The following is a 12833-nucleotide window of genomic DNA, read 5'->3' as shown; positions in this document are numbered from 1 at the left end:
CCTGATAATCGCAGGCAGGTACGAATCGTGCACCTCTTTTGGCGCCTCGTGCCTCGGGTGTTGTGCACTCGTTATGCCTGCGCCCCTCTCGTCCCCTCCATCCCGTGTGTCCTGTCGGCGCGCAGACGTACTTATATGCTTCAGAAAGTCCACAAAATTGGGCATTCTTCGCATGTGGTGACCTTGGACGTACGGCCTCAGCTGCTCGACGCGCTCTCCACCTTGCGCGACCGTGTCGCCGCCGCGCGCTTTCCGCTGCCCCTGGCAGGGGCCCAGCGCGCGCGTGCCAACCGCGACGAACTACTCGCGCAACTCGACGACTACTTGGTGCCCCGCTTGCGGCAACCCGAAGCGCCATTGCTCGCCGTTGTCGGGGGCTCGACCGGGGCCGGTAAGTCCACCCTCGTCAACTCCCTGGTCGGACGGAAGGTCAGCCAGGCAGGCGTCCTGCGGCCGACCACCCGGACGCCCGTCCTGGTGTGTCATCCCGAGGACCACCACTGGTTCAGCGGCATGCGCGTCCTGCCCAACCTCACGCGCGCGTGGCTGCCCCAGCAGGAACTGGGCCAGGACCTGGGCGACGACTCATTCCCCCCGGACCGGGACGGCGAGCGCGTCCTGCGCATCGAGACCGCCGAGAGCCTCCCGCGCGGTCTCGCCCTGCTCGACGCCCCGGACATCGACTCTCTGGTGGCCGAGAACCGCGTACTCGCCGCGGAACTCATCTGCGCCGCGGACATCTGGGTGATGGTGACCACGGCCGCGCGGTATGCCGACGCCGTGCCGTGGCACCTGCTGCGCACCGCCAAGGAGCATCGGGCCACCCTCATCACGGTGCTCGACCGGGTTCCCCACCAGGTCGTGTCCGAGGTCTCCCGCCAGTACGCGGCCCTGCTGACCAAGGCAGGGCTCGGCGACGTACCCCGGTTCACCGTCCCGGAACTCCCCGAGTCCGCCTGGGGCGGTGGGCTGCTCCCGGCCACCGCCGTCGCGCCGCTGCTGACCTGGCTCACCCAGCAGGCGACCGACCCGGCCACGCGGCAGCAGGCCATGGCCCGCACCGCGCACGGCGTACTCGACTCGCTGCGGACCCGGATGCCCGAGCTGGCCAGCGCCGCCGCCCAGCAGTACTCCGCCGCGCTCCGGCTCACCTCGGCCGTCGACATGGCGTACGACGGCGAGCACGCGCGCGTGAAGGGGCGGTTGCAGGCCGGGGCCGTGCTGGCGGGCGACGCACTCAAGCGCTGGCGCAGCTACCCGCTCGACTGCACCGCCGGTGAACTGCTCGACGCGCTGGTGGAGAGCCTCGGCACGCTCCTGATGTGCGCCGTCACCGCCGCCGACGAGCGCATCCGCGAGGCGTGGCGGCGCGAACCGGCCGCCGTCGCCGCCGGGTTGATGGACCGTCTGTCGACCCCCGGGAACACCGAGCACCGCATCGGGATGGCCGTACGGCGCTGGCGGCGCGTCCTGGAGGAGCACGCCGAGGAGGAGGTGCGCGACCTCGACCGGGGCGTCGCGCCCGACCCCGAGGCCGTCGCCGCCCTCGTCGCCACGGCCCTGCTGGGCGGCCGCCGCGCCAGGGCGGCCGGTGAGGGGCTCGCCGAGCGGATCGGGGCACACGGCGCGCTCCGGCTGCGGGACCGCGGCGGGCGGCTGCTCACCGAGTACCTCGAACGGGCGCTCGATACCGAGCGTGATCGCCGCCTCGCTCCGCTCGACGCCCTCGATGTCCACCCCGAGCCGCAGGCCGAACTCATCGCCGCACTGTCCGTACTGCAGAAGGAGAGGTGACCGCCATGACCGCCGTCACTGACCACGCGGACCACACCGGGGACGGCGTGCCCGGTAAGGCCGACGATCTGAAGAGTGGCCTCCCTGGGGACGACGTTTTCGAGCGGGAGCGCCCCAAGGGCGAGAACCAGGCTGGGGGTGACGGGCACTTGGTGGGTTCGGAGAGCGACGGTTCGGGGGAGCCGGGCGAACTTGGCGACCCGACTGAACTGAAGGCTGTTGAGTCTGGAGATGCCGCCGGGTCCGAACGGGCTCGTGAGCCCAGTGAGGGTGACGGGACAATTGAGGGTCAAGCTGTTGACGTGGCTGACGGCACTGTTGAGCACTGTGATGCCACGGAGGACTCGGAGGGTTCGGAGAGCCTGGAGAGCGGGGACAGCCACGAGGGTCAGACGGATGAGAACGAACAGGACGGCCGGGCTTCAGAGAAGACCGCCAAGCGGGAGCGGCGCGGGAGCTGGTGGAGTCGGGTGACTCGGGAGGACCGAGGGAGTCGGGAGAGCAGGCGAAGCAAGGAGGAGGGCCAACAACCCCCGGAGGGCGCAACTGGCCGAGAAGGGCGCGAAAAGGGCGCCCACGCGCGCGTGAACGGCGACGACGCGCGCGCAAAGGGTGATGACGCGCGCGTGAAGGGTGACGACACCCCCGATAGGGCCGACTCGCGGCGCATCGCCTACACCGAGTCAGCGGCTCCTACGGATCGCGTCGGCCGCAACGGTCGCGTCAGCCGTACGGATCGAACTGGTCGCACGGGGCGCCTCGGCCGAACCGATCCCGGCCGAACCGATCCCGGCCGAACCGATCCAGGCCGTACGGACCGCGTCGGCCAGAGGGACCCCAGCCGTTCGGAGACCGCTCGTGGTGCGGAGCTCGCTGGTCGTGGGGAGCCCGAGGAGTCCTGGGACGACGGGCTCATCGCGCGGCGGGTGTCCGAGACGAGCGGCTCCGAGGAGGCCGCGCCGGTGACGATGGTGGAGACGAAGTCCGCCGGTTCGCAGTTGGTCAGCCCGTTGGCGTACGACACCGCCCTGCGGTCGCGGCTGGACGCGTTGCGGGAGCTGGTCGGGCTGTCACGGACACGGCTGGACAGCAGGACGCTCGCCGAGGCGGGGCGGGTGCTGGACGAGGCGGCGGCGCGGCGCAGGCTCTCGGGGCAGCACACGGTCGTCGCCATCGCGGGTGCCACCGGCAGTGGCAAGTCGACGCTGTTCAACGCGCTCGCCGGCGTGGCGATCTCGGAGGCGGGGGTCCGCAGGCCCACCACGGCCGCGCCCATCGCGTGCAGCTGGAGCGACGGCGCCGCCACCCTGATCGACCGGCTCGGCATTCCGGGACGGCTGCGGCGGCGGCCGTTGCAGAGCGCGGAGGCGGAGGCGCAGCTGGCCGGTCTCGTCCTGGTGGACCTGCCCGACCACGACTCGGCGGCGGTGCAGCACCGGCAGCAGGTGGACCGGATCCTGGGGCTCGTCGACGCGGTCATCTGGGTCGTCGACCCGGAGAAGTACGCCGACGCGGTGCTCCACGAGCGGTATCTGCGGCCTCTCGCGGGCCATGCCGAAGTCATGTTCGTCGTGCTCAACCAGGTGGACCGGCTGCCCGGTGAGGCCGCGCACCAGGTGCTCGACGATCTGCGGCGGCTGCTCGACGAGGACGGGATCGCGCTGGGGGAGCACGGCGAACCCGGGGCCGCCGTGCTCGCCCTGTCCGCGCTCACCGGCGACGGGGTGGCGGAACTGCGTGAGGCGCTCGGGCAGTTCGTGGCCGAGCGGGGAGCACCGGGCCGACGGGTCCAGGCCGATCTGGACGCGGCCGCCACACGGCTGTGGCCGGTGTACGCGACCGGGCGGCGCACGGGGCTCAGTGAGCGGGCGCGGAACGAGTTCGCCGCGCGGCTCGCCGAGGCGGTGGGCGCCACCGCTGCGGGTGAGGCCGCCGAGCGGGCCTGGTTGCGCAACGCCAACCGCGCGTGCGGCACGCCCTGGCTCCGGCTGTGGCGCTGGTACGAGGGCCGGAGCGACCTCCCGACCGGACGTCACTCTCTGAGGATGCCGGTGGACGAGGAGCCCACCGCGCGGCAGCGCGTCGAACAGGCCGTACGGGTCCTGTCCGACCGTGCCGCGACGGGGTTGCCCGCGCCGTGGGCGCAGGCGGTGCGTGAGGCGGCGTCGCGCGGGGCGCTGGGGCTGCCCGAGGCGCTGGACGAGCTGGCGGCACGGGTCGGAGCTCCCACCGGACGGCCTCCGCGACCGGGCTGGTGGCCCGCCGCGGTGCTGGCCCAGGCGTCCATGACCATTCTTCAGGTCCTCGGCGGGGTGTGGCTGTTGGGGCAGATCGTCGGTGTCCTGTCCCCGAATCTGGGGGTGCCGGTGCTGTTGATGGTGATCGGCATCGTCGGAGGTCCGGTCGTGGAGTGGGGGTGCAGGATGGCGGCACGAGGGCCGGCCCGGCGTTACGGCCTCGAAGCCGAGCGGCGGCTCTGGGAGGCGGCAGCCGGGTGCGGTCGGGCGCGGGTGCTGGACCCGGTGGCCGCCGAGTTGCTGCGCTACCGGGAGGTGCGGGAGCAGTACGGACGGGTGCTGGGGGCGGCGCAGGTGGGCTGAGGCCCTCGCCGACCTCTGCCTCGTTCACCCGGTCGGGTCGTATGCCCGGTCCACCCCGTGAGCGCCCTGCCTCTTCACCCGCTCGGGTGGCGGAGTTCTCCACAACTCGCGGGTAGTACACAGCGCTCAGCGGGCTCGTCCCCGCGACGGCAGTCTGGATTCGCGGCGATCGCAGCGCCACGGCCCCCTCGCACGGAGCGGGGGGCGGGGGCGGCGCGGTCACCGCGACAGACAGCGGTCGTACGGGACGGGCCCGTACGCGTGTCCGACCGGCCTCGTTGCCGGTGTGAGGGAGGGTTCGCGAGATGAACGAGACGATGGTGTGCGTGGTGGGGAACGTGGCGACCCAGCCGGTCTGCCGCGACGGGTCGACGGGCTCCTCGGCCCGGTTCCGGCTGGCGGTGACCTCGCGGTACTGGGACCGGGAGAAGAGCGAGTGGACCGACGGCCACACCAACTTCTTCACGGTGTGGGCGCGGCGCACCCTCGCGGCGAATGTGGCGTCGTCCGTGTCGCTGGGCGACCCGGTCGTGGTGCAGGGACGGTTGAAGGTGCGCACCGAGCAACGGGACGGGCAGAGCTGGGTCTCGGCGGACGTGGACGCGGTGGCGATCGGCCACGATCTGTCGCGGGGCACCTCCGCGTTCCGGCGGACACTCCGTGGAGAGACGGCGACACAGGGCCCACCCCAGCCGGAGCCGAACTGGGAGACACCGGCCCCCGGCAGGCCCCTCGACACGACAGCGGCACTGCACCCGGCAGCAGAACTACACCCGGAAGCAGTCGGAGTGACGTGACATCAGAGCGCGACGGCTTGACATCAGGATGCGAGTGACGCGTCCTCAGGGTGCGCGAGTCCGGTTCGCGGCGGCGTCCCTGGGCGTCCACCAGTTCGAACTGCGGCTTATCGGCAGGTGCGTGACGAACACTCCGGACGTAAATGCCGTCGATTTGTCGATAAGCCCTGTCCGTGACCCGTGCGGGCGATAACGATTCCGATTCGGATCGGTTGTCCGACCATACGACTGGGAAGTGCGGAGCGCCGCGTCCCTAGGATGCCGGGCATAACTCACGGGGCTTCTGATTCTGCTGGTGGGACCACAACCCCCCCACGTCAACGGGTCCTGCTCGAAGGGAAATTCTGTGGTTTCTTCGTTCTCGGCGCCGTTCACCGTGTCGTCCGGGTGGCCCGCGTGCAGAAGAGGGGCGGCCCGTCTCGCCGCCGTGTCGCTCGCGACCGGCCTCGTCGTCGCGGGTGCGATCGTCGGCGCGGGCCCGGCCGTCGCCGACGAGGAGGCGGTGCACAGCCCGGGTGGAGCGACGGCCACCATAGGTGACCTGAAGACGTACGGGACGGCAGTGGTCCGCACCGACGGTGAGGAGCAGCAGCTGCCCGCCGGTCTGTTCGAGATGTTCGTCGACGGCGGCGGCACCCTGCAGACCTACTGCGTCGACATCCAGAACCCCACGCAGAAGGACGCCACGTACCAGGAGACCTCCTGGAGTGGTACCTCCCTGGGGCACAACAAGAACGCCGGCAAGATCAACTGGATCCTGCAGAACTCGTATCCCCAGGTGAACGACTTGGCCGCCCTCGCCGGCAAGGCGGGCGCCAAGGGGCTCACCGAGCAGGACGCGGCGGCCGGTACCCAGGTCGCGATCTGGCGGTACTCCGACGGGGCCGACGTGACGGCCCTCGACCCGGAGGCCGAGAAACTCGCCGACTACCTGGAGAAGAGCGCACGGAACCTGTCGGAGCCGGCGGCCTCGCTGACCCTCGACTCGCCGGCGGTCTCGGGGTGGGCGGGCGAACGCCTCGGCCCGGTCAAGGTGCGCACCAACGCCGACGGCGTCACGGTGACCCCGCCGTCGGACGCCACCGCGGCCGGTGTGAAGGTCGTCGACGCGGACGGCAAGGCTGTGACCTCGGCGCGTGACGGCAGCGAGCTGTACTTCGAGGTGCCCGAGGACAGCGAGGACGGCTCGGCCGAACTGGCCGTCGAGGCCTCCACCACCGTGCCGGTCGGCCGCGCCTTCGCCTCCGAGACCCGCAGCCAGACCCAGATCCTCGCGGGCTCCAGCGCGTCCACGGTGTCCGCCACGGCCACCGCGACCTGGGCCACCGCCGGCGCGATACCCGCACTGTCCGCCGAGAAGAACTGCGCCGAGGGCGGCCTCGACCTCACGGTGGCCAACCCCGGGGACGAGCCCTTCGCCTTCGAGCTGATGGGGATCGACTACGCCATCGAGGCGGGCGAGACCCGGACGGTGACCATCCCGCTCCAGGAGGACCAGGCCTACGACTTCACGATCAAGGGAGCGAACGGCCTCGCGAAGCAGTTCCGCGGAGTCCTCGACTGCCGGACGGAGACCGAGGCCGACGCGTCCGGCGAGTCCGTGCAGACGCTGAGCGAGCCGAGCCCGGCGACGGTCGGCGGCGGCGCCGTCACCGACTCCGCCGGTGACCTCGCCGAGACCGGCAGCTCCGGCGCGACCCCGCTGATCGGGGGCGTCGCGATCGCCCTCGTCGTGATCGGCGGCGCCGTGATGATCGTCCTGCGCAAGCGGGAGCAGCAGAAGCAGTAGCCGACGAGCAGAGTTCCTTGGCAACTCAACAGTGAGTGACCGCGCGGTGACATCCGCGAGCGACGCGGCCCCGGTACGCCTCTCAGGCGCCGGGGCCGCGCCGCTCTTGCGGGGCCTCACCATCCGGTTTCCGTCGAAGGCTGGCCGTGCGGCAAGATGGGTGGTACTGCCCACTGCCAGATTTCAAGTTGCCGGACGGTTTCTCTTGGCTGAGTTCATTTACACCATGCGCAAGACGCGCAAGGCGCACGGCGACAAGGTGATCCTTGACGACGTATCGCTGAGCTTCCTGCCCGGCGCGAAGATCGGTGTGGTCGGTCCGAACGGTGCCGGTAAGTCCACCGTCCTCAAGATCATGGCCGGCCTGGAGCAGCCGTCGAACGGCGACGCGTTCCTCTCTCCCGGCTACACCGTCGGCATCCTCCTCCAGGAGCCGCCGCTGAACGAGGCGAAGAACGTCCTGGAGAACGTCCAGGAGGGTGTCGCCGAGATCAAGGGCAAGCTCGACCGGTTCAACGAGATCGCCGAGCAGATGGCCACCGACTACTCGGACGCGCTCCTCGAGGAGATGGGCAAGCTCCAGGAGGAGCTCGACCACGCCGAGGCCTGGGACCTGGACGCCCAGCTGGAGCAGGCCATGGACGCTCTCGGCTGCCCTCCCGGCGACTGGGCCGTCACCAAGCTCTCCGGTGGTGAGAGGCGCCGCGTCGCCCTCTGCAAGCTGCTGCTGGAGGCCCCCGACCTGCTGCTCCTCGACGAGCCCACCAACCACCTCGACGCCGAGTCGGTGAACTGGCTGGAGCAGCACCTCGCCCAGTACAAGGGCACCGTCGTGGCCATCACCCACGACCGGTACTTCCTGGACAACGTGGCCGGCTGGATCCTGGAGCTCGACCGCGGCCGCGCCATCGGCTACGAGGGCAACTACTCGACGTACCTGGAGACGAAGCAGTCCCGTCTCAAGGTCGAGGGCCAGAAGGACGCCAAGCGCGCCAAGCGCCTCAAGGAGGAGCTGGAGTGGGTTCGCTCCAACGCCAAGGGGCGGCAGGCCAAGTCCAAGGCGCGTCTGGCCCGCTACGAGGAGATGGCCGCCGAGGCCGAGAAGATGCGGAAGCTGGACTTCGAGGAGATCCAGATCCCGCCGGGCCCCCGTCTGGGCAACGTGGTCGTCGAGGTCAACAACCTCAGCAAGGCCTTCGGTGAGAAGGTCCTGATCGACGACCTGTCCTTCACCCTGCCCCGCAACGGCATCGTCGGCGTCATCGGCCCGAACGGCGCCGGCAAGACCACCCTGTTCAAGATGATCCAGGGTCTGGAGACGCCGGACGGCGGCACCATCAAGGTCGGCGACACCGTCAAGATCTCCTACGTCGACCAGAGCCGCGAGAACATCGACCCCAAGAAGACGCTGTGGGCAGTCGTCTCCGACGAACTGGACTACATCAACGTCGGCCAGGTCGAGATGCCCTCCCGCGCGTACGTCTCGGCGTTCGGCTTCAAGGGCCCCGACCAGCAGAAGCCGGCCGGAATCCTCTCCGGTGGTGAGCGCAACCGTCTGAACCTGGCGCTCACCCTGAAGCAGGGCGGCAACCTGCTGCTCCTCGACGAGCCGACCAACGACCTCGACGTCGAGACCCTGTCGTCCCTGGAGAACGCGCTCCTGGAGTTCCCCGGCTGCGCCGTGGTCGTCTCCCACGACCGCTGGTTCCTGGACCGGGTGGCGACGCACATCCTCGCCTACGAGGGCGACTCCAAGTGGTTCTGGTTCGAGGGCAACTTCGAGTCGTACGAGAAGAACAAGATCGAGCGGCTCGGCCCGGACGCCGCCCGTCCGCACCGCGCCACCTACAAGAAGCTGACCCGGGGCTGATCTTGCGGCACATCTACCGCTGCCCACTGCGCTGGGCGGACATGGACGCGTACGGCCACGTCAACAACGTGGTCTTCCTCCGCTACCTGGAGGAGGCCCGTATCGACTTCCTGTTCCGCCCGGAGAAGGACTTCAAGCAGGGGTCCGTGGTGGCACGCCATGAGATCGACTACCGGCGGCAGCTCGTCCACCGGCACAAGCCGGTGGACATCGAGCTGTGGGTCACGGAGATAAGAGCGGCGTCCTTCACGATCACCTACGAGGTCAAGGACCCCGAGCAGGTCTATGTCACGGCCTCCACGGTGATCGTGCCGTTCGACTTCCAGGCCCAGCGCCCCCGCCGGCTCACGGCGGAGGAACGCGAGTTCCTGGCGGAGTACCAGGACGACGAGGAGGGGGCCGTCGCCGCATGACGGTGCTCCACCTCGCCGACGAGGGGGAGGCGGCGGATCTCGCGGCCTTCCTCTCCCGGCTGCTCCACTACGACCGGGGTGCGGCGGTGCGTCTCCAGGCCGCCGGCACCGCACTCGCCGTGTTCGGCCGGCCGCCCTCCTTCGAGGTGCTGGCCATCCGGGCGGTACGACTGGCGAAGCCGTACGAGAACGGGCTGGACGTCACGCTCGACGTGACCGTGTCCGCCGGTGAACTGCTGGAGTCGATCGACGAGTCGGCGGCCACCGCGGTCGTGCCCGCCGCCGTCACCGGCCCCCCGTGGGCCGGGGTGCTGCCCCCACGCGGCGGCTGGCGCCGAGAGACCGGGCTGCCCGCCCAGGAGGCGGTACGGGCGAGGGTCGCCGAGGCCGTCGCCGAGTTCCGCTCCCGTACGGGGGAGCTGGCGCCGGAGCAGCGCACCCGGGCCGAACTGGACCGGATCGGGCGGGAGATCTGGTCCCGGCCGATCGGGGACACCGCCCTGCCCGTGCGGGCCGCGCACGCGGCTCAGTCGCTGGGCTTCCTACGGCCCGCGCGAGGCCGCACGGTGGAGGAAATGGAGCCCGCACTCTTCTCGTCGGGCGCGTGGCTGCGCCTGCGCACGCCGTACGGGTCGATCGTCGTACGGCGCGCGGGACTCGGCGCGCTGGACGTCAGCGTCCGCTGACGGTCCCGCTCAGCGGCTCAGTCGGGGGTGTTCACCATCGAGGCCGCCGCGTACGTCAGGTAGTTCCACAGGGTGTGCGCGTGCTCCTCGGAGAGGTCCAGATCGTCGACGGCGTCGCGCATGTGCTTCAGCCAGGCGTCGTGCGCGGCCCGGTCGACGGTGAACGGCGCGTGCCGCATCCGCAGGCGGGGGTGGCCACGGTTCTCGCTGTACGTGGTGGGGCCGCCCCAGTACTGGATCAGGAACAGCACGAGGCGTTCCTCCGCCGGACCCAGATCCTCCTCGGGATACATGGGCCGCAGGATCGGGTCCTCGGCGACCCCCTCGTAGAAGCGGCGCACGAGGCGCCGGAAGGTCTCCTCGCCGCCGACCTGTTCGTAGAAGGTCTGCTCCTGAAGCGTGCCGCGCCGAATCTCTTTCACGTGTCCCATGGTCTCAGACGGGGGGACGGAGGACTCAAGGCTTAGGACCAGGGAGAAATCCGGGGCCCGGCGGCACCGTGCCCCGCCCGGCGGCGCCTTCCGGGTGACGTGCGCGGTTGGGGAACGGCGGATTCCGGACCTGTGCGCTGAGACACTCGCCTCCCGGGGCGTCCGGCAGCACAGTGGAGACATGGGCACGCACGCTGTGGACCACGACTTGGAACGCCTCGCCGCGCAGGCGCGGTCGGCACTGGTGCGCGAGATCGAGCGCAGCGGGGCCTGGGACACCGACCCGGTCTGGCGGGAGGCGTTCGAAGCGGTTCCGCGGCACCTCTTCGTCCCGTACTACTACGTCGGGGGCGTGGGCGGCTTCGAGCGGCTGTGGGGCGAGGAGCGCGACCCGAGGCGGCGGGAACGATGGGTGAGGGGCGCGTACGCGGACGCGCCGCTGGCCACGCGGGTCCGGGACGGCGAGTTGATCTCCTCCAGCAGCCAGCCCTCCCTGATGGCGAAGATGCTGGCCGAGTTGGAGGTGGAGGACGGCCACCGGGTCCTGGAGATCGGCGCGGGGACCGGCTACAACGCCGCTCTGCTCGCACACCGGCTCGGCGACGACCTGGTCACCACCGTGGATCTGGACGCCGACATCACGGAGGCCGCGCGCACCCATCTGCGGTCGGCCGGGTACCACCCGACCGTCGTCACCGGGGACGGGGCGCGCGGGGTGCCCGAACGGGCCCCGTACGACCGGATCATCGCGACCTGCACGCTCCGCTCGATACCGCGCGCCTGGCTCGCCCAGTGCGCCCCCGGTGGACGCGTCCTGACGCCGATGGCCACGGGGCTGCTGGCGCTGCGTGTCATGGCCGACGAGCACGCGGAGGGGCGGTTCCTGCACACGGCGGCGTTCTTCGTGCCGTTGCGCGGGGGCGGGGAGCCGGAGGGGATGCAGCCGCATCTGGGCGGGCTGCCGCGACCGGCCCGGGACCACGATCTCTTCCGGTTCCTGCTGACCCTGACGGCGGGCAGCCTCGACCCGCACGAGGCCCTCGCACTGTGGCAGCGCGAGGGCATGCCGTCGCGTGAGCGCTACGGGATCACCGTCAGCGGCGACCGGGCCTGGGCCTGGTTGGACGACCCGGAGGGGCCGTACGCCTGGCCGCTGCCGTGAGCGCCGGAACACGGCCTGCGGTGCCCGGGCAGCGGAGCGGGGCCGGCCGAATTGGTCGGCCGACCCCGCTCGTCGCGTTCTCGTGGGTCAGCCCCGGCGGATCGTGATTGTCGTCCACGCGCCCACGTGGACCCGGTCCCCGTCCTGGAGGGGGACCGGCACGAAGGGCTGGATCGGCTCCTCGGAGCCGTTGACCGTGGTTCCGTTGGTGGAGTTCTGGTCGACGACCGCCCAGGTGCCGTCCGGCTGCTGCACCAGCACGGCGTGCTGGTGCGAGACACCCGGGTCCTCCGGCGGCACTGACAGATCGATGTCGGGGGTGTCACCGGTGGAGTGCCGGCGGCGGCCGATGGTGATCTGGTTGCCGGTGAGGGGGCGCTGCTGCTCGGGGGAGTACGCGGGCAGGTTCAGCCCGGCGGCCTCGGGGCCCGAGCGGTGCATCATCGCCATGAAGTACTCACGGTCCGGACCGATGGTCGCGCTCCAGGTCACCGGTCCCTGCTGATACGAGGGACCGGGCGGGGCCTGGGTGACGTCGGGCTGCGGGTAGCCGTAGCCGCCGGGACGCGCTCCCGCGCCGCCGGGACCGCCCGGGCCGCGGGAGCCGCCGGGGCCGCCCGAGGAGGGCGGGGAGATCACCCAGTCGTCGTCGCCCCCGAAGGCCGGACCACCCGATTGCGGATGCCCACCGGGACGACCCGGACCGCCGGGACCGCCGGGGCCACCCGGACCGCCCTGCTGCGGGCGCCCGGTCTCCTGCGGGAAGACAGGGGGAGCCGGGGGGCCCGCCTGCTGGAACGCCTGGGGCGCCCCACCGGCACCGGGGCCGCCACCGGGCCCCGGACCACCAGGGCCCGGACCGCCGGGACCACGGCCACCGGGGCCACCGAAGCCGCCGGGGCCCGTGAGACCGGGACCGCCGGGGCTGCTCAGGCCGGGGCCGCCCGGTCCACCCGGTCCACCAGGTCCACCCGGCGTCGGTCCGGGCGGCGGGGGAACCGGTCGTGACGGGTCACCGCCGAAGCCCGACGGGCCGGGACGCGAGGGGTCGCCGCCGAACGCGGAGGGGCCGGACTGTCCGGGCTGGCCCGAGGGCCCGCCACCGTACCCGGAGGGGCCGGACTGTCCGGGCTGACCCGAAGGCCCACCGCCGAATCCGGAGGGACCACCCGGCCGCCCGGGTCCACCCGGACCACCATGACCACCCGGACCGCCATGTGCGCCGGGCCCCGAGGGGCCGCCGGACATGCCCGGTCCGCCAGGGCCACCACCCGGTCCACCCGGTCCACCA

10 protein-coding genes are annotated in these 12833 nt (G+C 71.5%); 8 read left to right on the top strand and 2 right to left on the bottom strand.

Annotation, left to right across the window (positions count from 1 at the left end):
* The first annotated feature begins 174 nt into the window (after window positions 1–174).
* From AOK15_RS16615 to AOK15_RS16585, 7 genes are all read left to right on the top strand, one after another.
* Complete coding sequence (locus AOK15_RS16615) at window positions 175–1794, top strand: dynamin family protein (RefSeq protein WP_240508452.1); 1620 nt, start codon at window positions 175–177, stop codon at window positions 1792–1794.
* A 926-nt stretch (window positions 1795–2720) separates the two neighbouring features.
* The gene (locus tag AOK15_RS16610) at window positions 2721–4394 is read left to right on the top strand and encodes a GTPase (RefSeq protein ID WP_240508451.1); all 1674 of its coding nucleotides are present in this window, start codon (window positions 2721–2723) and stop codon (window positions 4392–4394) included.
* 305 nt (window positions 4395–4699) lie between these two features.
* Complete coding sequence (locus AOK15_RS16605; RefSeq protein ID WP_055517500.1) at window positions 4700–5191, top strand: single-stranded DNA-binding protein; 492 nt, start codon at window positions 4700–4702, stop codon at window positions 5189–5191.
* A 346-nt stretch (window positions 5192–5537) separates the two neighbouring features.
* Window positions 5538–6980, top strand: coding sequence for a Cys-Gln thioester bond-forming surface protein (locus tag AOK15_RS16600; protein ID WP_167738820.1), 1443 nt, complete (start codon window positions 5538–5540; stop codon window positions 6978–6980).
* 205 nt (window positions 6981–7185) lie between these two features.
* Window positions 7186–8850 carry an energy-dependent translational throttle protein EttA gene (gene ettA / locus AOK15_RS16595; RefSeq protein WP_079058520.1) on the top strand — a complete coding sequence of 555 codons (1665 nt, stop codon included), beginning with the start codon at window positions 7186–7188 and terminating at the stop codon, window positions 8848–8850.
* A gap of 2 nt (window positions 8851–8852) precedes the next feature.
* Entirely contained in the window at window positions 8853–9263 is a 411-nt protein-coding gene (locus AOK15_RS16590; RefSeq protein ID WP_055517492.1) for an acyl-CoA thioesterase, read from the top strand.
* Complete coding sequence (locus AOK15_RS16585; protein ID WP_055517489.1) at window positions 9260–9949, top strand: DUF8185 domain-containing protein; 690 nt, start codon at window positions 9260–9262, stop codon at window positions 9947–9949. The genes AOK15_RS16590 and AOK15_RS16585 overlap by 4 nt, the downstream gene beginning before the upstream one ends.
* Before the next feature lie 17 nt (window positions 9950–9966).
* Here AOK15_RS16585 and AOK15_RS16580 read toward each other — a convergent pair whose 3' ends face one another.
* Complete coding sequence (locus AOK15_RS16580; RefSeq protein WP_055517487.1) at window positions 9967–10380, bottom strand: globin; 414 nt, start codon at window positions 10378–10380, stop codon at window positions 9967–9969.
* 181 nt (window positions 10381–10561) lie between these two features.
* Between AOK15_RS16580 and AOK15_RS16575 the strand changes: the two genes are divergently transcribed.
* Window positions 10562–11542, top strand: a complete 981-nt coding sequence (locus AOK15_RS16575) for a methyltransferase domain-containing protein (protein WP_055517484.1) — start codon at window positions 10562–10564, stop codon at window positions 11540–11542.
* Window positions 11543–11629: 87 nt separating this feature from the next.
* Here the strand turns inward: AOK15_RS16575 and AOK15_RS42200 are convergent.
* On the bottom strand, window positions 11630–12833 hold a 1204-nt coding region (locus AOK15_RS42200), incomplete at its 5' end, for an FHA domain-containing protein (protein ID WP_107099426.1).

The sequence above is a fragment of the Streptomyces ossamyceticus genome, assembly GCF_001418475.1.
GTDB lineage: Bacteria > Actinomycetota > Actinomycetes > Streptomycetales > Streptomycetaceae > Streptomyces > Streptomyces ossamyceticus.
This window is presented reverse-complemented; position numbering and strand designations above follow the sequence as displayed.